Source organism: Hyphococcus lacteus, from assembly GCF_041058985.1.
GTDB lineage: Bacteria > Pseudomonadota > Alphaproteobacteria > Caulobacterales > Parvularculaceae > Hyphococcus > Hyphococcus lacteus.
Window position 1 is genome coordinate 924639 of sequence record NZ_JBEHZE010000001.1, and the last position, 19969, is coordinate 944607.

Here is a 19969-nt window from a genome sequence, read left to right on the forward strand (position 1 = left end):
GACATTAAGCCTCTTTGGGTTGCAATCCGCTTAAGAATCCAGTGGATTTTGCTTGCTTTACGATTAAAACCAGCCCTTCAATTTCCACCACGCGGACCTTGTCGCCCGGAGAAAGCGGTTTATCGGATCGCGCGCGCCAGCGTTCGCCTTCGACGATGACCCAACCTTCGCGGCCGTCCCAATCATCGACAACTCCCTCGCGTTTGCGAATGGCTTCGCCACCGATCATGGGGCCATGGCTGCGAGAGCCTACGATTGCGAAAAGAACCAACGCAAGAAAACCGCCTGCGCATACGAGAATTGTTGCGATAACCGGGGTGGAAACTCGGAATCCTTCGGGGAATACGACGAATAATCCGAAACCAAATAAAATGAGACCTGCAAGCCCTATCAAGCCCAGTGTCGGCGTATAGGCCTCGACCGCCATAAACACCGCACCGACCCCAATAAGCGCCAAGCCAAGGCCGTTATAGGGAAGGACTTGAAACGCATAAAAGCCGAGCAAGAGACATGTAACGCCAACTGCGCCTGGAAAGATTGATCCGGGATTCCACATCTCGATGATGATGCCTGTCGTCGCTAATGACATAAGAATGACAGCTACATTTGGATCAGCGATAAAGCTGAGAATACGCTCGGCTAACGTTGCGACGATCCGTTCGAGTTTTACATTTTCCGTAACAAGCGTTTTGTCACCGGATGCGGTTTTGACCGTTTTGCCGTTCATCTGTGTCAAGAGATCATCAATATCGTCGGCGACAATATCAACAACCCCAAGCTTTAAGGCTTCATTTGCAGTAATAGATACGGCATCTCGTACGGCACTCTCGGCCCAATCGGCATTGCGGTCGCGCTCTTCTGCCAAAGCTCGAATATAGGCAACCGAGTCGTTGATGATCTTGGCGCGGAGCGCATTTGGGGTGGAAAGCGGATCAGAGTCCGCAGGCTCTATTTTTTCTGCTTCTTCATTGGTTGCGGTTTCGTCGGTGCTTTCGCTGGCGTCGATATTGTCCGCTTGTTCAGGGCTATCGGTTTTTTCGTCATCACCGATGCCGGGATCATTTTCATCAAATGGGCTATCTTTCGACGGTGTACCGCCTACTTCGACCGGCGTCGCGGCACCTGTGTTGGTCGCCGGGGCCATTGCGGAAACATGGGCGGAATACATGATGTAGAGGCCGGCACTTGCCGACCGCGCCCCTTGCGGTGAGACATAGGTAGCAACGGGGGTGTCGGATGCGAGAATGGCTTTGATGATGGTTTTCATCGAGTCCATCAATCCGCCGGGCGTATCAATTTCGAGGATGATAATTTCTTTGCCGCTGTCCGACGCTGCTTTGATTTCGCGTGCGAGATATTGGGCAACGGGCGGCGTGACTGCACCATTTAGGGTCAGGATTACGCCTGAACGATTCGTGTCCGGTGCTGGCTGTGCAATAGCCGACAACCCAAACATCAATGCGCTCAGCGCGAGTAGTCCCGCAAAAAACTGTAGCCGAATTTGGTGCGCCATCATGCTCTCGCCCCTCCAGATGCCTCCCTTTAAGATAGAGGCGAATTGGGCGGAATCAACGGACGATTGAGTTTGGGCGCAAAATCACGAGTTTTGACCGGGCAAGGCAAACCCTCTTAATGGGTGGAAATGGCCAAAATCCTCAGCCTGTCTGTCTGAGTTCCAGATCGAGAATGCCGAATAGCACGGAGAAACATATGCGACGGATCATCCAGATATTAGCCGTTATCTATGTGCTCAACAGCCTTTATATGTTGATTATGCCCTTTGATTGGTATGAAAACACGCCCGGCGTTTCCATGCTTGGTCCGTATAACACGCACTTTGTACGCGATGTCGGGCTAGTTTATTTGATTAGCGCAGCGGGTATGTTTTGGGGGGTGCGCCCCCGTCAGGTGAACGTATTAATTTTTGCCAGTATCTGGCCGGCGTTACACGCGATCTATCACTTTTGGATGTGGGTTGGACGCGACTTCGCCCTAGACCAAGTCGCGCTTGTTAATTTGGTCGGTATTCAAATCCCCGCATGGCTAACGCTGTTTATTGCGATGCGCATGCGGCGATCGAATTTGTTACCTTAATAGGCTGCGATCTCAACTTCGTAACCTTCTTTACGCAGATTATCGATGATGCGGTTCAAATGATCTCGGCCTTGGGTGTCAATCGTAACATCCATGCAGGTCATTTTAGCGGGAAGGTCGGAGTAAGTGCGGTGGTGGCCAACATCGATCAGGTTGCCATCCTGATTGGCGATGATCGTTGCCACACGTACAAGTTGACCCGGCATATCAAGTAGCTGAATGCGCAGTCGTGCGAGGCGCCCTGAACGAGCGAGATCACGCATCAGGATCATGGAAAGCAGGCGCGCATCGATATTGCCGCCGCACAACACTAAGCCGACCGTTTTTCCTGCGAACCGCGCTGGGTCATCCATAATCGCGGCAAGTCCCGCAGCGCCAGCGCCTTCTACGAGGACCTTTTGTTCGTTCATTAAAATAGACAGAGATCGCTCAAGCGTGCGTTCGTCCACAAGGACGATGTCATCAACGGAATCTGCGACGATTTGCTGAGTAAGGGCACCAGCTTCTTTAACGGCGATCCCTTCGGCTAATGTGTTGCCGCCGGTGGGGCGATCACCGCCATCCCGTGTGTTTAACATTGATGGAAACAGGGCGGTTTGTACACCGATGACTTCGGTATCAGGGTTTATATCTTTTGTTGCGAGTGCCATACCAGCAATTAATCCGCCACCACCGATCGGCACGATCAGCGCATCAAACCGCGGGCCGTCTTCTATCATTTCAAGTGCGATTGTGCCCTGTCCCGCGATGACATCGGGGTCATCAAACGGATGGACAAAAACAAGACTACGGTCAGTTTGTATTTGTGACGCCGCTTTCTTGGCTTCGTCAAAATCATTCCCCACAAGGACGACCTCGGCACCAAGTTCGCGGGTTTGGCGCACTTTTACGTCGGGCGTGGTGATGGGCATCACGATGGTTGCGGGAATGCCCAATGCTCGTGCGTGGCGCGCTAAACCTTGGGCGTGGTTGCCCGCTGACGCGGCGATGACACCGCGTGTGCGTTCTTCGTCCGACAGTAATAAAAGTTTGTTTAGGGCACCGCGCTCCTTGAACGCGCCGGTATATTGTAGGTTTTCGAGCTTTAACCAAATGTCCGCGCCGGTCATGGCGGACAGTTTTTCCGCGTGAATAATTGGCGTGCGCGTAATCCGTCCTGCGATGCGTGGTGCAGCGGCACGTACGTCATCGGCGGTAGGAGGGGCGACAGGCAATATTTGCGGTTTCATTGTTCTATCCGTATCTAAAGGGCCGTATTCAAGGTTAAAGGGAGTTACAGCCCTGACAGTTTCGCAGCGCAGCAACCCTGCCCATTTGGCGCATATGTTCACAGAGGTCTAGTTTTTTGGCTGAAAATTATCATCCTGATCCCGTTTTTGTCCGTCTTGGCGATGAAAAGGGTGCACCATTTTACGACCTGGTCGCCCCAGCGGACTTCCCAGAACTCAATTTGCGCTATCGCAACCAAAGATGGGCAGAGGCAGTAGGTCTAGGCGAGTTGAGTGAGGCTGATTGGCTCCGCCATTTCGGTCGCTTTGACCCGTTACCCAAAAACCAAATGCAGCCTGTTGCAATCCGGTATCATGGCCATCAATTTCGGTCCTATAATCCCGATATAGGCGACGGTCGCGGCTTTTTGTTTGCGCAGTTACGCGACCATCAAAACCGGTTGCTAGATCTAGGGACAAAGGGGTCGGGGCAAACCCCCTATTCGCGTTCTGGCGATGGGCGTTTAACACTTAAAGGTGGTGTCAGAGAGGTTCTGGCGACCGAAATGCTTGAGGCCCTCGGTGTCTATACGTCAAAAACATTCAGCCTGATTGAGACTGGTGAACAGCTGGCGCGCAATGATGAACCGTCGCCCACCCGTTCAGCGGTGCTCGTTCGGCTGTCGCATTCCCATGTGCGGTTCGGCGCGTTTCAACGATTGGCCTATGAAGAAAACCATGCCGCCGTGCGGGCGCTTGTGGATTATTCAGTTAGCCATTTTTACCCAGAATTGGCGCAGTTTGAGGGGGATACTCGGGTTGTCGAATTTTTCAAAAAAGTTATCGAACGAACCGCAAAAACTGCCGCGCAATGGATGGCAGCAGGCTTTGTTCATGGCGTTCTGAATACGGACAATATGAATATCACGGGCGAAAGTTTTGACTATGGCCCATGGCGTTTTGCGCCGACCGCTGATCCGAATTTTACCGCTGCTTATTTTGATCAAACGGGCCTATACTCGTTTGGTCGACAAGCGGAAGCATGCGCGTGGAATCTTGCCCAGTTGGGCGGTGCGCTGTCGCGCGTAACTGATATTGATGCCTTAAACGACGCACTGCAAACCTATCCACCACATTATGAAACAGCGATGGCTGATGCATTTTTTATGCGCCTTGGCATTCAGCGATCTGATGGTGATGATTTTGGGTTTGTCGCGAATTTATTGCGTTGGTTAAACGAAACCGGCGCGCCTTATGAGCAGGTTTTCTTTGACTGGTTTTGTGGCGCGGCATCGCGTAAGCGCGCAGAGCGTAGCCCCATCGCTGAACTTTACGTGCAAGACAAATTCAAAGATCTCGGCATTGCGCTAACAAGCTACCAGCCAGACCGGCCGGAACGGCTTGACCATGAATATTTTTCAGGATCGCCAACAACCATGTTGATTGATGAAGTTGAGGCAGTTTGGGCCCCCATTTCGGAGGGCGATGATTGGTCCCGCTTCGAGCAGAAAATCGCGAAAATACAGGAAATGCGTGCGGCCTATGAATTCGACGCCTCGCGCTATGGATGACCGGTTATTTCTTGCGGTTTTCCAAGCGCCGAACGCTTCGCTCAAGGACGCAAAGGCCCGCAATCGCTGTGTTTGTTACGATAAATCCCATGATAACCCATTCGACTAAGCTAATAGTCTCAAACGCTATAAATGTCATAATCAAGCTCTCCCTTCTCGATTACGCATAGTCTCGGTCAAGTTTATGAAAATTTTGGCCAATTTTTTTGGGTTGTTGGCTAACGGCTGGTAACCTCAAAAATGGCGGATTTTCGCGGTCTGGCCCTTAATCCGGTTGGTTGTCTTGTTTCCAATTGCAATTTTTATCGTTAACATCTGATCACGGGCCCCCGCGCCATCCCATAGTTGGGGAGGATGGTGGGCGAGGGGTTGTCAGGGGAAGTCGTGAGGGGTCGATGACATCCGAAGTCGTGTTAATGAACCGCCAGGCGGTGGCAATGGCGGCCGATAGCGCCGTTACCATTTCTGGTGACCGCTATCTAAAAACCTATCAATCGGTCGATAAGGTCTTCCCGCTGGTGGATAATCAGCCGGTTGCTGTGATGATTTATAATAACGCTGAGATCATGTCGACGCCGTGGGAGACGGTGATCTCGCTATATCGAGAACAGGCCAGCGGGCGCTCGCTCGATACCGTTGCGGCGTATGCCGAAGATTTTATGGAATTCCTTTCAGGGAATCCTGACCTTTTTCCGGCGGAACATCAGGACACAGAATTCTTTAAAGTTGTTGCCGTTGTCTTTACTGTGCTCGCCGAAGAGTTCGATCATCAAGTTCAGCAATTTTCCCAATCACGTCAAGGTAATGTGCGTGATCATATTTCCGCGATTTTTGAATTCGTGGTGGGTCAGCTGCACACAGACTATATGCGCTGTCCGGACGATAGCCCGCGCGGCGACCTGCCGTGCTTTCCAAAGGGGATGAGCGAGCAGATCCGGCGGCGGTATGGTAATGAGATTGATCAGCTTATCGGTAGCCTGCAAGTGTCATTAAAGAATGAGTATCCGGGTCTCGCGATCTCGGAAGATACGCGCAGCCGTTTGCGAGAGATTGCAGTTCAGGCCGTGGTAAAAGATGCGTTCTTTGAGCATTATACGGGTGTTGTTTTTGCGGGCTTTGGTTCCCGTGAGAAATTTCCGTCCATGCGTTCTTATCTCGCGTCGAGCGTCATTCTCGGGATTTTGAAACGTAAACGTGACCGTCAGGCAGACATTGGCGCTGATTCTGGACCGGTGTTTCAGCCATTTGCACAAGACCGGATGATCCGAACATTCCTAACCGGGATGGATCAATATTTACGGATGTTTGTGTATTCGGAATCGTTAAAGCTTTCGATGGGGCTGGTGTCTGATATCGTCGGTCGCACGCCGAATTTATCGGATGCGCAACGCAACGCAATTTTCCGTGACTACAGCGAGAATAACCTTGGCGTTGCTTTGAACGAATTTTTCCGTTCGATTGATAATTATCAGTATGCGGTTCACACGCGGCCAATATTGCGCGCCATCAATTCATTGCCGAAAAAAGAGCTTGGTGAAACTGCGGCGTCGTTGATTAAACTCAATTCATTCCAGCAAAAAGTGATGCACTCGGTCGAGACTGTCGGCGGCCCTATCGATGTGGCGGTGATCACACGTAATGGCGGGCTGGAATGGAAACGCGAAAAGCCGGATCTTTAGGAGCGGGTTATGAGTGACAGATTAAAACAGATTTGGTCGGGCTTTTCTGGCTCTACAACGCGCCAACTAACGGGGCGCGGGGTTGATAATATCCTCGTTCCCAGCCGTAGCGATTATGCTGCGACGGACGAGAATTTCCTCCCCGAAAATTTTAGTGCGCCGGCTGATGCTGCGTTCTCTGCCCTGCGCGAAAACTTGGCCCATAAAGAAAAAAAGTTTGGTGGGAAGAAAAAACGTATGAGCCATAAGCCGAGCAACATGCCGTCAGAGGCCGAAGACTTTGTGGCGGCTACAGCATTCTCTGCATCGGGCGATGATTTGATCCGTGGGCTCCGTGCGACGGCTTTGCGGGTTGAGCGTCCAGATATTGATTATAGTGCTTATCTTGCATCGGACGAGGGCAAGGCTGTTTTCAAAAAATACAAAAAAAAGAAGCGGTTTGGTTTCTTTTAGTCGCGTTCTTCGCACCGATCATCGTAGGTTTGTTTGCGCTCGCTTGAAGCGGGGCGAGCGTCGCGCCATATCTTTTTAGAAATAATGGGAGATATGCATGATCATAACGACTACCGACGGGGTTCCGGGCCGCGAGATTTCAACCAGTGTTGGTGTGGTGGCCGGCGAGGCGATTTTGGGTGTGAATATTTTTCGTGATCTATTCGCGGGTATCACTGATATTTTGGGTGGCCGCTCTAAGGGGTACCAAAAGGCGTTGCGTGAAGCGCGCGACCACGCGATGCGCGACATGGAAGAAGAAGCCAAACAGCTGGGCGCAGACGCCGTTGTTGGTATCGACATAGACTATGAGGCCGTCGATACCCAAAAGGGGGCAATGCTTTTAGTGTCGTGCAATGGCACTGCGGTGACACTCCGTTGAGTGTCACCCTAAATCGTAATTTTAAGAAATCGATGTGGCTGAATTAGTGCGCTTCGCTGTCAGAAGGCGTTTCTTCAGCTTCAGCTTCGTCGGCAGTTTCATCTGCTGCTGGTGCAGCGGGAAAAGGCACCGGATTAGCTGACAGTGATCCAAGATAAGCCAAAATATCGGCGCGCTGTTCATCCCGTGGGAAGCGCTGAACCATGGCTGTGCCGGGAATGTATTCCTGAGAATTTTTCAAATACGCATCGAGGCGCTCATAGGTCCACTCGCCGCCAGCTTCTTGAAGGGCGCTAGTGTAGCTAAATCCTGCGTGGCTTGCGACCGGGCGATTGACGATATCCCAAAGATTAGGCCCTGTGCTGTTTGCTCCACCTTCTTCAAAGGTGTGACATGATTTGCAAAGGGCTGAACGGCGTTCGCCACCTGCCGCGCTGGCGTTTGCCAATAATTCTCCAAGGCTAACTTGTGGCTTTTCTTCTGCTGGCGCGCTGGTTTCCAGCTCAATATCGCCGCCATAGGCCAAGTGAAGCTCGTCGCCACCACCGTGATGACCACCGCCAAAAAGCGCTGCTGTCAGCTGTGGAAGGCCAAAAATCAGGAGAAGAGCGGCCAAAACAGCCGCCGCAATCTTATTGCCGAAGAGAGGGTCTTTCATGGAACGGTCCCGATAATCTCTTAGATGGTGCATTTCGCGCGCCCACAAGGGGCGTCATGCAGGTAAAAGTCGAAGGGTTCGTACCGGTCTTCTTGATCTAGTGCAATCCTGCGGATGGGTGTCGTGGCGCGGCCTTTTCACGCGGGGGCAGTATTGCCGACCCCCCAGTGGAATTGGCCCAATTGCATCCCCGCAAATCCTTGGGCATAAGCCCGACGACCCTGAATGTGTGCCAGGGGGCGCGTATCGGGTGAAAAGGATACAGATTCCATGAGTGACAAGACAGATTCTTCAGTAAAGTTGATTTCCTATCAAGGCGAGCCAGGTGCGTTTTCTGAACAGGCTTGCAAGGCATATGCGCCGGACTTTACGCCTTTCGCTTGTGGGACTTTTGACGAAGCTGTGGCCGCTGTCACTGATGGGCGGGCTGAGCGGGCGATGTTGCCAATCGAGAATTCACTGGCTGGCCGGGTGGCTGATATCCACCACCTTCTGCCGCGCGCGGGGCTTCATATTATCGCCGAACATTTTTTGCCGGTCGAGCATAATCTGATGGTCAAGCCCGGGGCAAAACTCGAAGACATCAAAGTGGCGCGTTCGCACCCAGTGGCATTGGCGCAAGTTCGTGATTTTTTACAGGCAAACAATATCCGCCCTGAAACCGCAGGCGATACAGCCGGTGCTGCTCGTCGATTGGCCGAGTCTGATCATTTAGACGAAGCGGTTATTGCATCTGAACAAGCTGCCAAACTTTATGGCCTTGAAATTCTCGCGCACAATATTCAAGACGCAAACCATAACACTACTCGCTTTCTTGAAATGGCGAGTGAGCCACAAGATGCTGGGCCTGACGACGGACCAGTCGTCACGAGCTTTATCTTCCAAGTTCGCAATATTCCGGCGGCGCTTTACAAGGCGCTTGGTGGTTTTGCAACGAATGGCGTGAACATGACAAAGCTTGAAAGTTATCAGCTTGAAGGTTCGTTCAGCGCGACAATGTTCTACGCAGATATTGAGGGGCACCCTAGCCACGATCCTGTGCGGCTCGCGCTTGAAGAACTGAGCTTTTTCTCTTCTTCACTCAATATTCTTGGGGTCTATAAGGTTGGTCGCGAACGCACGCTTTAAAGGTCGTGATTAGCGAGCCCAAATTTCTAATAATTGCCGTGCGATCGTAAAACGTGGCGGGACGAAAATACCCTCTGGGGCGTTTTCGTCTTTGTCGAGCAGTAATCGGATATCACTTTTGGCGACCCAACGGGCTTCCTCGATTTCATCAGTGTCCAAATTTAGATCGCGATCCTCAGCATCGGCGATAAAACCCATCATCATAGATGCCGGAAAAGGCCAAGGTTGAGAAAACTGATACCGAACATCTGTTAGCATGATCCCGGCTTCTTCAAATAGTTCTCGCTTAGCTGCTTCTTCGGGGGTCTCGCCAGCCTCGATGAATCCAGCAAGCGCCGATAAAAAACCCGGTGGCCAACTGGGACCGCGGCCCAACAGGCATGCGTCTTTATGCGTTGCCAGAACGATGGCGACGGGGTTCGACCGCGGAAAATGAATAGCTTCGCAATTCGGACACTGACTTTTTGCACCACCGAGCTGTAGGTCGGTTTCGTGCCCGCATGCCGAACAAAATTGATGGGTACGCCGCCATTCGATCAACCATCGTGCGTGGCCAATAACGGCTAAATCATCGCGGTTTAGCTCGCTCGCGGCCATACGCAGCGACATATATTCTCCGATATCTGCAAAGGCTGCGGTCTCGGGTGCTTGGCTTGTGGCGGATGCATCAATCCCAAAATAAGCGCGGTCATTTTTAAGGCCGAGAAAGACCGTCGTCGCGCCTTGGGGGAATTCGCTGCGGGCGGCCGTGGAAAGGAAACCAGCTTTTTTGCCATCGATTACAAGAGGATCACCCTGCCAAAGCGGGATCATCAAACTGTCGGGATCGGCAAGCCGCGCGCGAATGAACGCTGTGCTGTCTTTTTCATTGTTTAGCCGCAGTAGCGGGTTATTTGCGAACCAGTTCGGATTTGCGCCAATTTTCATGGTTGGGTTTCTGCGGCAGCCACTGGATGGGCGCAAGCTTTATGCGCTGCTGCGCATAAATTCTTCGACATTTGAACGGCGGAAAATCATAATTAAAACCGCAAAAACCCAACTCGCACAGGCGGAATAGAATAACGCTGCGGAGTATTTCGTCGGCGAACCGGCATCCCATTCTACTGGGGTTTGGATCCCTAAGGGCGTGAAAAGGTGAAAAAGAATAGCGCCGCTCATAATGCCGAATGCGGCCACTGCGCCGAGAAATTGCGACAGCCCAATCAAGTCTTTCTTGTTCGTCAGTAAGAATATGACCGGTAACCCAATAAGCAGGATCGAAGCTGCTAACTCGCCCAAACCGATGATCCATGGCCCAGCTGGGAAAAACAGCCCAATTCCGGACCATTCCCGCAAGGTTGTAAAAATATGCTCAGGCGTAGGGTGACCAGCGAATTTGAACCGAAGCGAGTCCAGAAAAATAGCAGAAATAAACAATGCCCCGCCCCAAAGGATTGTGGTTTCTATTTTTGATTTCGCTTGGGTCATGGTTTGCCCCTCTTGGTTGATATGGCATGGGCCAATTTCAAAAGTTATCCCCAAAAGCCTAGCACGGGTCCAAAAAACTGCGACAACACAACTCCCCCACTTGCAATCACGAAGCCGAGCGCAGATATTCCGCCATGGAAGGCTGGCGGACGTGCTTCTCGCCAACCCGGTCAGATCCGGAAGGAAGCAGCCGCAACGAGTTTTTGGCACGGGTCGTTCAGTCTTCCACTTTTACCCTGCAAATTGGCTTGGAGTGCACTGTGAACCCGCAGGTAGCCTGATTGTGCGGTATTTTGGGTAAAATGGGTGGTTGAGCCAACTGACGAGCCCGGCATATTAATGCTATGCCTATTGGGGGTATTGGTCGGAGTTTCATGACGGAATCGGATACATCGCCGGAAACGGCTAAGGAAAAGTCCAAAGCCGCCGCCTATCAGGTGTTGGCACGGAAATACCGTCCGCAGAATTTTGATGACCTGATCGGCCACGGGTCGATGGTCAAAACCTTGCGCAATGCATTTGCGTCCGATCGGATCGCCCATGCTTATATTCTGACCGGTGTGCGGGGGGTCGGTAAAACCACCACGGCGCGTATTCTTGCGCGGGCCCTTAATTACGTTGGTCCCGACGGTGCCGATAATGGCCCGCAAATCGACATGCCCGTCGAAGGGCGTCATTGCAAAGCCATCGCGGAGAGCCGGCATCCAGACGTATTAGAGATGGACGCTGCATCACGAACGGGCGTCGGTGATATCCGTGAATTGATCGAAGGGGTGCGATATGCGCCGGTCGAGGCGCGCTACAAAGTTTACATCATCGACGAAGTGCACATGCTCTCGACGGCAGCATTTAATGCGCTGTTAAAAACCCTCGAAGAACCACCAGCCCATGTGAAGTTCATCTTTGCGACAACTGAAATCCGTAAGCTGCCGGTCACGGTGTTGTCGCGGTGTCAGCGTTTTGACCTGCGCCGCATTGAACCAGAAGTGTTAACGGACCACCTCGGGTCAATCGCCGAGAAAGAAAACGTCACCATTGAACGCGATGGCTTATGGATGATTGCTCGTGCGGCCGAAGGGTCGGTTCGCGATGGTCTTTCGATTCTTGATCAAGCTATTGTTCAGCACACGGCGCAAAAAAACGAAGATATTGTAAGTGCGGAAATGATCCGGGATATGCTCGGTCTTGCGGATCGCGGTTCGGTTTGGGCATTGCTTGATGCGTGTTTTAAAGGTGACACAAAATCAGCGCTTGAAAATTTCCGTTCGCAATATGATGCGGGCGCCGAGCCAACGGCGATTTTGCGTGATCTATTAGACCTCACTCATTTGCTCACACGGATCAAAGCCGCCGGGCCCGCAGCGGCCGCACACGGTCCGGCTGGCGAGGCCGATGCCGAGCGCGCGAAAACTATGGCTGACGCACTTGAAATGAACGCGTTAACCCGTGCTTGGTCATTGTTGATGAAGGGCCTCGGCGAGACTCAAATCGCGCCTGATGCAGCGGCATCTGCGGAAATGGGTTTGATCCGGCTGGCCTTTGCGGCGGACCTGCCGACCCCTGATGAAGCCCTAAGGGCCTTAAAAAAAAATAGTTTACGTGGGGCTGTCGGTGCGACGGGCCCCGCGGGTGGCGCGGGAAATGCGCCACAAGCGGCGCAACAATCTGCGCAAGTTTATGATCTCCACCCGACGCGGACGCCCAAAATTGTGGTGCCGCAAGTCAGAACGTTTAAAGACGTCATTCAACTGGCGCGTGAAAAACGTGATGCGGTTTTGCGGGTCGAGCTTGAATCCTATGTGCATATAGTCTCGTTTGCTGCGGGGCGAATTGAATTGCGCCTACATGATGACTCGCCGCCAGATTTGGCCAACCGTTTGGCCCTGCGGTTAAAAGAATGGACCAAAAACCAGTGGGTGATCTCGGTTACGAACGAGGCTCAGGGCGAGGAGACCGTGCGCGGCGCGCGCGAACGCGAAGTGATGGAGCATCCGATGGTGATGCACGCCATGGAACTTTTTCCGGGTGCGGAGGTTACGTCCATTCGTGATGTCGAGGCGGCGATTGCTCCGGTGCCTGATGACGACGAAGACGCGCCGGTGGACCCCGATGAGGATGAGGTCGCTGCTGCGATGTCCGCGAATGCAGGAAAGCAAAGACAGGAAACAGGAAAAGCGTAATGGATATTGGTGAATTGATGAAACAGGCCGGCAAGATGCAGGCCAAAATGCAAGAGATGCAGGAACAAATTGCAGATCTCGAAGCGACCGGTGAAGCGGGCGCTGGGATGGTGAAGGTCGTTCTGAATGGCAAGGGCTATGCAAAAGCCGTCGCCATCGAACGGTCATTGATGAAAGAGGACGACACAGAAATCCTCGAAGATCTGATCGCCGCTGCAATCAATGATGCAAAATCGAAACTTGAAACCGAGTCAGCGGAACACATGAAAAAAATGACAGCCGGCATGCCGATCCCACCCGGCATGAAGCTGCCGTTTTAGACGAGTTGTTGTTGCGTTATGCCCGCATCCCCCATTGGTCCTGAACTACAGCGCCTCATTGACCTTCTGGCAAAAATGCCGGGGTTTGGGCCACGCTCGGCCAAGCGGGCGGCGCTTTATCTTTTGAAAAAGCGTGAGCCGGTCATGCGGCCGCTTGCTTTTGCGCTCGATGATGCGGCCAACAAAGTCAAAGCTTGCAGTGTATGCGGGAATTGGGACTCGATTGATCCGTGTGCAGTATGTGCCGATATTGATCGCGACAATACTGTTCTGTGTGTGGTACAGGACGTGGCTGACCTGTGGGCGCTTGAACGCGCGGGTGCACACAAAGGGCGCTACCATGTTCTGGGTGGGTTACTATCACCGCTAGACGGGGTTGGTCCTGATGATCTCAATATGGGGGCGCTCATCGCCCGTGTCACAGGCGGAGCAATTACCGAAGTGGTGCTCGCCTTGCCAAGTACCGTCGATGGTCAGACCACAGCACATTATTTGACCGAGCACCTTGAAAACGGAACCGTTACCGTTACACGCCTGAGTCAGGGTGTGCCGGTCGGGGGTGAACTTGATTACCTTGATGAGGGAACGCTCGCGGCGGCTATGCGCTCGCGCCGTCCGTTTTAATCCGCCTTAAGATAAAAAACGCGACGAAAGCAATAAGAATAAAACAATAGTTTAAGCCCAACTGACGCGCATCACCGGGCAACAGCATCGGCAGCAAAAACGCCCCAGCCAATAATATATGATCAAACCGATACCAGCCCTTTTGCTGTGCGCTAAGGGTGAGTAATGCCAAGGGAACGGCGACGATGATTAGTTCGTAGTAATAGGCATATGGGGTCACAAAAAAGGCCCCACAACAAACTACCGCCATTTTTAGTGCTTGGCTTTCATGCGTGCGCCAGGTTGTGATTGTTGCGGTGGTTGCTGCGATTGCACCGACGGCATAAACGCCGACGGCCACAATTTTTGGTACACCCAGAAGCGCAAAGAAAGCATAGACTGTCGGCATTTTGAACAGCGGCATTTCACCAGAGCTTACACTCGCGCTTGCGTTGATGATGCTGTCAAAAAAAGCTATCCACGGGCTAATTCCAAATATCAGTATACTGCCAATAGCGAGGGAGAGCGAACCAATGCTTGCGGCAAAGAGCGCTCGCCAATGCCCGCCCGCCATATAGGCAAAGGGAAGCAAGATTCCCAGTTGCGGTTTCATCGTTAAAAGCGCGGCGCAAACACCCGCTAAAATTGGGCGTTTGTCGGGTGCGCATGTTGCCCCTAAAAGCAACGTGGCCGTCAGAAACCCATTTTGTCCGGTAATAGCGGCCTGAAAAGCAACGGGTGAGATGAGCACGAATAATAAGGGCCAGTGGCTGACGCCAGATTTTCTGGCTGCCCCGGCGAACAACGCAAAGCTTCCGCCGGTCCAAATAGCATAACCGAGGCCATAGGGTAATAACGCCAAAAAGCCGATGGCGAAAAAATAGGTTGGCGGATATTGCCAGCTTAACCCCCATTGATCTTGCGGGGGCCCAACCTTGTCGAGCCAGCCATGGAATATCGTCGGATCGTAGATCGCCGCGCTTTCACCCGCCACCATGGCTTTGGCTGCCGTCCAGAACGCGACGAAATCGCCCCCCACCGGCGTGCCCGAAGGCGTCACATAATTGCTGGATAATAAGAGTTGGAAAACAAAAACAGCGGCCATAGAAAGCGCGATGACGCCCGCACCAATTTTGGCGTGACGTGCGGTCAGGCGAATATCCGCGCTCGGTGATCTGGTCAGGCTTGCATCCATGGGCCAATTATAGAGTTAACGCTTAAACAAAGGATTGATTAGCTGAAATCTGGCGCAATGCTTTGTCGTTGGGGCCTTGTCATTGGGGATTAAGAGTGCAAGAGGCATGGCCGAATCGGCCTAGTTTCAGGCCATGATATATGAAACGCTTAATCGAGCGGGATTGCCGCCTGACGCACCAGCTTTTTGGCTGGTTTTGTTTCTTTTGATCGGGGTGGTGTTTTTTATCCGCGCAAATACAAAAGCCAATAGCCGGTCCGGCCAATTACGCGGTGAGTTAGAGCGCGCTCGAATTGACCTTGCTGCCGCTAGCGAACAAGCAAATTCGGCTGAAGGGCTCCGGCAGGAGTTATCCGTTGAGCGAACTGTGCGCGAGCGATTACAGAACGAAGCATCAGCCAATCAGGTAAAACTAGAAGAACGCGAACGCGCCCTTGCGGAATTGAAAACCCGCATGGAAACCGAATTTAAAACGACGACTGCGCAACTGCTTGAAGGGGCGAACGAAACGTTCCTGAAGCGGGCGGGCGAGACTTTCCAGCGTTATAGCGAGAATGCGCAAAACGAAGGTGAGAAACGCCGAAAAGCACTTGATGATTTGTTAAAACCCGTCAGCGAGACGCTTACGCGATATGAAACAGGTCTTGCAGAAATGCGGGCCGAGCAACAAAAATCACGCGGTGCACTGACGAGTCAAATTGGCGAACTAGCGAAATCGACGCAAGATGTTCGTGCGGAAGCGCAGAAACTTGCGACGGCTTTACGGGCAGGACCCAAGACACGCGGTCGCTGGGGCGAAGAACAGCTACGGAATGTGGTCGAAATCGCGGGCATGACAGCCTATGTGGATTTTGTCGAACAGGCCTCCCATGACGACCAGGAACAACGACGCAAACAACCGGATATGGTTGTGCGCCTGCCCGGCGGTCGTGTGGTGGCTGTCGATTCAAAGGTGTCATTGGGGGCTTATCTTGATGCGGTTGAAGCCGAGACTGACGAAGCGCGGGCAACGCATCTTGCGCGGCATGCGGATGATATATGGAAGCACGTAAAGGGCTTATCGGCCAAGGAATATGCAGCATCGTTACGTGACTCGCTTGATTATGTTGTGATGTTCGTGCCGGGCGAGAATTATTTCTCCGCCGCGCTAGAAGCCCGGCCACAGCTTTATCAAGATGCGTTTGACCGGAAAATTCTAATCGCGTCACCAACAATATTGATTGCAATGCTTAAATCGGCTGCCTTGAATTGGCGTCAAGAAAAGATGACTGAAAATGCACAAGCCGTGGCCGCCATGGCAAAGGATCTCTATGATAGCCTGCGTGTCATGAGCACAAACCTTAGCGGGTTGGGAAAGGCGCTATCTGGCGCTTTGAGCAAATATAATTCAACGGTTGGTGGTTTTGAATCTCGCGTGTTGTCGCGTGCGCGGAAATTTGCCGAATATGAGTTGCCGGGCGTTGAGAATAATATCGATCCGATAGATACGGTAGAGGGCACCCCGAGGTTATTACGTGATGCCACCCCAAAACCGAGTGGTGATCGGCTTGCGGATGATGATAGCAGTCGTTAATCGAAACTCACTACCTTAGGGGGAATGGTGGTTTGGATTCAGGCTCTTGCTTGGATGGTTCGGTGGGTTTTGGATCGACACCAAGCCTGTTGTCATAGATATGGGTGTATTCAACGGGACGCTTTGTTGTCTTTGGCGTAGGTGCCGCAGCGGGTGCCGGTGTTTCCGATTGCTGGGTCTCTAGTGCCGCAATTCTGTTGTTTATTGCGGTCAATGCCTCTGTGATTTTTTTGTCGTCGTGAGCCGCTGTAACCGGCGCGCGAGCGGTATTTCCCATGACGGCGCTTATTGTGTGCAACGTAGCCATGAGTGATGTGGGTGCAACCATCCAGATACGGGCGCGATTACCCTCTTGCACGAGATCAGAAAAATGCGCGTGTAGCTCCGATAGAATGTGCTCAGATGGAATAAACATCATTGCACAATCGGCGGTTTCGCCTTTTTCGATGAGTTTCTCAGCGGCATCTGCAATATGGCGAAGAACGATCCGGCGAAGTTCTGTCTCTTTCTCGCCCTGATTGGTTCGCCCGCGCGCCTCTTGCCATGCATCAAACGCTTCGACAGGAAAACGCGCGTCAATCGCGATTGGTGCGACAACACTGGGCATGGTGATACATGCATCTGCGGTGCGGCCTGAATTAAGTTGGTGGCTTAGGACATATCGTTGTGGCGGTAATGCATCGCGAAGCAGGTCGGACAACTGAATCCTTGCCGATGTCACGGCACCGGAAAATGCGGGCATTTGTGCGGCGCTTCCCGTGGAAGGCATTTGCTCAATACGTTTTGAAAGTCGATCGATGGCGGTGTTTACCGCGTTGCGAAGCGCATCAAATTGTTCACCCATTAAATTGGCAAATTCTTCGAAGTGGTCTTCGGAGACCGCCGCCGATGATTGGGCTTCTGCCTGTGCCGCTTCTTCTTGGGCTGCTGTTTGCGCAATGTTGATGCGGTCTTGAAACTCGTCAGATAGCGCAGCCAACCGTTTTTCCATGGCGATCAACGCATCAGCCCGATCAGACATTTCTGCTTCGGTTTTGCGTAAGCCTAATGTCATCACTTGTTCCGCATCCTGATTGGCGCGGCGTAAATCACGGGCGAGGGTTTCGGCGTCTTCCGCACGTTTTAAGGCGGCTTTCGCGGTTTCTTCGATTTGTGCGATGCGGTTTTCACTCTCGGCCAGCGCCATGGCATTCATGACAGGATGACTTTCAGGTTCTGGAGTGGGCTCAAAATTCTCTTCTTTTTGAATTTCGGGCTCTGATGGTTCATGTTCTTCAGGGAAGAATCCTTCATCGACCATATCACCCATATAATCGGCGTTGTTGTCTGTTGTGTCCTGGTCTTGTGGCGAAGGTTTTTTTGCGAAAAGTCCAGAGAACGCAGATTTTTTGGACTTTGTGACGACCGGTTCTGGCTCATTATGTTCAATAACAATTTCTGTCTCGCTATCGCGATCATCGTTCCATTGTTCTGCTGGTTCCGGTTTGGGGTCGCCGTCGAATGTGATGTCTGCATCCTCACCGGCAGGTTCGAAAAACGTGCGTGATTGTGCATCGCTACGAGCGCGGGGCTTTGCGCCAGCGACGCGACCGCGAATAATCAGCATCAAGCCGATCACAAAAACAAGTATGAATGCGCCGAAGCCAGCCCATAAGGCGGGGGCGGGCCCGTCGAATAAAAGTGCTATGCTCGATGGTGCATCGTCGTTCACTTCAACCACACCTTCAAGGCCGTCGGTCTCAGATTGGACCGAAGGTGCCCGCATTTGCATCGTCAAACCCCCACTCGGAACTCTACTAATATACCCACTTTACGCGAAAAGCCTATAAAAAGCGAGGGTTTAGCGTTAACCATGTTTCGCCGCGCGGTTGTGCGTTATCGCAACATCGCGATCAAACGCATCTTGACGACAGCATATCCCGGACATAGGTGAAGACCTATGAGTATCAGACCGATTTTAACCGCTCCCGATCCGCGCCTTCGCGAGGTTTCAAAACCCGTAGACAAGGTGGATGACGAATTACGTGCGCTCATGGATGACATGCTCGACACAATGTATGACGCCCCGGGGATTGGCCTTGCCGCTATTCAGATCGGCGTACCAAAGCGCGTGATCGTTATGGACCTCGCTGGCGAGGACGAAAAACCAGCGCCGTGTTATTTTGTTAATCCGGAAATTCTGGACCCGTCGGATGATACCAACCTCCATGAGGAGGGGTGTTTGTCTGTGCCCGAATTTTTTGATGCGGTAGAGCGCCCTTCGCGGTGCCGTGTGAAATATTTGGATTATGACGGTAAAGAACAAGTTCTCGATGCCGAAGGGTTGCTCGCAACTTGCATTCAGCACGAAATGGACCATCTTGAAGGGGTGTTGTTCATTGATCACCTTTCGCGCCTTAAGCGCGACCGTATTTTAAAGAAACTCAAAAAAGAACAACGCTTCGCAAAAGCTTCGTAAGCGTCAACTTCCCAAAAGAAACGGAGAGCCGCCATGCGTCTCGCATTTATGGGAACGCCGGAATTCTCCGTACCCGTTCTGGCTGAACTTGTTGCTGCGGGCCATGATGTAGCTGCGGTTTATACGCGGCCACCTCAACCGTGTGGGCGCGGCCAAAAACGGCGGCCTTCGCCAGTCGAAGAATTCGCGCGCGGCCTTGGGATAGAGGTGCGAACGCCAAAATCACTAAAGTCAACGGAAGAACATCAGGCGTTCTTGGCGCTTGATCTCGATGTGGCAATTGTCGTGGCCTACGGTCTTATTTTGCCGCAGGCCATTCTCGATGCGCCAACCCATGGATGCCTTAATCTTCATGCGTCGCTTTTGCCGCGATGGCGCGGCGCTGCGCCAATTCAACGCGCGATCATGGCTGGTGATCAGACGACCGGCGTGCAGGTGATGCAAATGGAAGCCGGCCTTGATACCGGACCGGTGCTTTTGTCAGAAACGGTTTTGATCGGGGCAGAGGACACGGCAGGGACGTTGTACAACAAGCTGGCAGCGGTAGCTGCGCAGTTAGGCCCGCGTGCGCTGGCCGCGCTGGCACGCGGTGCATTGGGGGCAGTGTCACAGGCGGAAGACGGCGTGACCTATGCAGAGAAAATTTCATCACAAGAAGCGCGGATTGACTGGCAGCGGTCTGCGAAAGAGGTTGATCAGCATATTCGCGGCTTGGCCCCTTTCCCCGGTGCGTGGTTTGAGGTTGATGGTGCGCGCGTAAAGGTTTTGCTTTCGGGGCTTACGGATGGGGCGGGCACGCCGGGCGATGTTCTTGATTCCGGTGACGTTGTGACGGTCGCATGTGGTGATGGCGCTGTTGCGTTGAAAACATTACAGAAATCTGGAAAGCGCGCGCAAACCGCAGAGGAGTTTTTGCGCGGCTTTAACCTTGAGAAGGGCGCTCGTCTTTCATAGCGCAGAT

20 protein-coding genes and 1 other RNA gene are annotated in these 19969 nt (G+C 52.6%); 13 read left to right on the forward strand and 8 right to left on the reverse strand.

What is annotated here, in order from left to right; all coding sequences use genetic code 11:
• Positions 1-4: 4 nt before the first annotated feature.
• Entirely contained in the window at positions 5-1516 is a 1512-nt protein-coding gene (locus ABFZ84_RS04475; RefSeq protein WP_369312728.1) for an NfeD family protein, read from the reverse strand.
• A 194-nt stretch (positions 1517-1710) separates the two neighbouring features.
• Between ABFZ84_RS04475 and ABFZ84_RS04480 the strand changes: the two genes are divergently transcribed.
• Positions 1711-2094 (forward strand): hypothetical protein, encoded by a 384-nt coding sequence (locus ABFZ84_RS04480; protein ID WP_369312729.1) that lies wholly within the window; start codon positions 1711-1713, stop codon positions 2092-2094.
• On the opposite strand, the gene ABFZ84_RS04485 is transcribed toward ABFZ84_RS04480, so the two are convergent.
• Positions 2091-3323 carry a threonine ammonia-lyase gene (locus ABFZ84_RS04485; protein ID WP_369312730.1) on the reverse strand — a complete coding sequence of 411 codons (1233 nt, stop codon included), beginning with the start codon at positions 3321-3323 and terminating at the stop codon, positions 2091-2093. The genes ABFZ84_RS04480 and ABFZ84_RS04485 overlap by 4 nt on opposite strands.
• Before the next feature lie 116 nt (positions 3324-3439).
• Between ABFZ84_RS04485 and ABFZ84_RS04490 the strand changes: the two genes are divergently transcribed.
• Entirely contained in the window at positions 3440-4873 is a 1434-nt protein-coding gene (locus tag ABFZ84_RS04490; RefSeq protein ID WP_369312731.1) for a protein adenylyltransferase SelO, read from the forward strand.
• A 4-nt stretch (positions 4874-4877) separates the two neighbouring features.
• Here the strand turns inward: ABFZ84_RS04490 and ABFZ84_RS04495 are convergent, their stop codons facing one another.
• Positions 4878-5012 (reverse strand): hypothetical protein, encoded by a 135-nt coding sequence (locus tag ABFZ84_RS04495; protein ID WP_369312732.1) that lies wholly within the window; start codon positions 5010-5012, stop codon positions 4878-4880.
• Between the two features lie 256 nt (positions 5013-5268).
• Here ABFZ84_RS04495 and ABFZ84_RS04500 point away from each other — a divergent pair, with 256 nt between their 5' ends.
• From ABFZ84_RS04500 to ABFZ84_RS04510, 3 genes are all read left to right on the forward strand, one after another.
• Positions 5269-6552, forward strand: a complete 1284-nt coding sequence (locus ABFZ84_RS04500; protein ID WP_369312733.1) for a hypothetical protein — start codon at positions 5269-5271, stop codon at positions 6550-6552.
• Positions 6553-6561: 9 nt separating this feature from the next.
• Entirely contained in the window at positions 6562-7005 is a 444-nt protein-coding gene (locus ABFZ84_RS04505) for a hypothetical protein (protein WP_369312735.1), read from the forward strand.
• Positions 7006-7102: 97 nt separating this feature from the next.
• Positions 7103-7426, forward strand: a complete 324-nt coding sequence (locus tag ABFZ84_RS04510; protein WP_369312736.1) for a YbjQ family protein — start codon at positions 7103-7105, stop codon at positions 7424-7426.
• Between the two features lie 43 nt (positions 7427-7469).
• Here ABFZ84_RS04510 and ABFZ84_RS04515 read toward each other — a convergent pair whose 3' ends face one another.
• Complete coding sequence (locus tag ABFZ84_RS04515) at positions 7470-8084, reverse strand: c-type cytochrome (RefSeq protein ID WP_369312737.1); 615 nt, start codon at positions 8082-8084, stop codon at positions 7470-7472.
• A gap of 270 nt (positions 8085-8354) precedes the next feature.
• Between ABFZ84_RS04515 and ABFZ84_RS04520 the strand changes: the two genes are divergently transcribed.
• Positions 8355-9212 carry a prephenate dehydratase gene (locus tag ABFZ84_RS04520; protein WP_369312738.1) on the forward strand — a complete coding sequence of 286 codons (858 nt, stop codon included), beginning with the start codon at positions 8355-8357 and terminating at the stop codon, positions 9210-9212.
• Between the two features lie 9 nt (positions 9213-9221).
• Here the strand turns inward: ABFZ84_RS04520 and nudC are convergent, their stop codons facing one another.
• Together nudC and ABFZ84_RS04530 are read right to left on the reverse strand one after the other, a co-directional pair.
• Positions 9222-10139 (reverse strand): NAD(+) diphosphatase, encoded by a 918-nt coding sequence (gene nudC, locus ABFZ84_RS04525; protein ID WP_369312739.1) that lies wholly within the window; start codon positions 10137-10139, stop codon positions 9222-9224.
• Positions 10140-10178: 39 nt separating this feature from the next.
• A complete protein-coding gene (locus tag ABFZ84_RS04530; protein WP_369312740.1) occupies positions 10179-10679 on the reverse strand; it encodes a hypothetical protein in 501 nt (166 codons plus the stop codon).
• Between the two features lie 133 nt (positions 10680-10812).
• On the opposite strand from ABFZ84_RS04530, the gene ffs reads away from it, so the two are divergent.
• From ffs to recR, 4 genes are all read left to right on the forward strand, one after another.
• An RNA gene (gene ffs, locus ABFZ84_RS04535) (signal recognition particle sRNA small type) lies at positions 10813-10912 on the forward strand.
• A gap of 141 nt (positions 10913-11053) precedes the next feature.
• On the forward strand, positions 11054-12859 hold the full coding sequence (locus ABFZ84_RS04540) for a DNA polymerase III subunit gamma/tau (RefSeq protein ID WP_369312741.1): 1806 nt from the start codon (positions 11054-11056) through the stop codon (positions 12857-12859).
• A complete protein-coding gene (locus tag ABFZ84_RS04545; protein WP_369312742.1) occupies positions 12859-13179 on the forward strand; it encodes a YbaB/EbfC family nucleoid-associated protein in 321 nt (106 codons plus the stop codon). Before ABFZ84_RS04540 ends, ABFZ84_RS04545 begins: the two co-directional genes overlap by 1 nt.
• Before the next feature lie 18 nt (positions 13180-13197).
• Positions 13198-13803, forward strand: a complete 606-nt coding sequence (recR, locus tag ABFZ84_RS04550; RefSeq protein ID WP_369312743.1) for a recombination mediator RecR — start codon at positions 13198-13200, stop codon at positions 13801-13803.
• On the opposite strand, the gene ABFZ84_RS04555 is transcribed toward recR, so the two are convergent.
• On the reverse strand, positions 13778-14977 hold the full coding sequence (locus ABFZ84_RS04555) for a glycosyltransferase family 87 protein (RefSeq protein WP_369312745.1): 1200 nt from the start codon (positions 14975-14977) through the stop codon (positions 13778-13780). The two genes, recR and ABFZ84_RS04555, sit on opposite strands and share 26 nt — an antisense overlap.
• Positions 14978-15110: 133 nt before the next feature.
• On the opposite strand from ABFZ84_RS04555, the gene rmuC (ABFZ84_RS04560) reads away from it, so the two are divergent.
• On the forward strand, positions 15111-16550 hold the full coding sequence (gene rmuC / locus ABFZ84_RS04560) for a DNA recombination protein RmuC (protein WP_369312746.1): 1440 nt from the start codon (positions 15111-15113) through the stop codon (positions 16548-16550).
• Between the two features lie 10 nt (positions 16551-16560).
• On the opposite strand, the gene rmuC (ABFZ84_RS04565) is transcribed toward rmuC (ABFZ84_RS04560), so the two are convergent.
• Positions 16561-18321, reverse strand: coding sequence for a DNA recombination protein RmuC (rmuC, locus tag ABFZ84_RS04565; RefSeq protein WP_369312747.1), 1761 nt, complete (start codon positions 18319-18321; stop codon positions 16561-16563).
• Between the two features lie 168 nt (positions 18322-18489).
• Here rmuC (ABFZ84_RS04565) and def point away from each other — a divergent pair, with 168 nt between their 5' ends.
• Positions 18490-19008 (forward strand): peptide deformylase, encoded by a 519-nt coding sequence (gene def, locus ABFZ84_RS04570; RefSeq protein ID WP_369312748.1) that lies wholly within the window; start codon positions 18490-18492, stop codon positions 19006-19008.
• 33 nt (positions 19009-19041) lie between these two features.
• A complete protein-coding gene (fmt, locus tag ABFZ84_RS04575; RefSeq protein ID WP_369312749.1) occupies positions 19042-19962 on the forward strand; it encodes a methionyl-tRNA formyltransferase in 921 nt (306 codons plus the stop codon).
• The last annotated feature ends 7 nt before the right edge of the window (positions 19963-19969 follow it).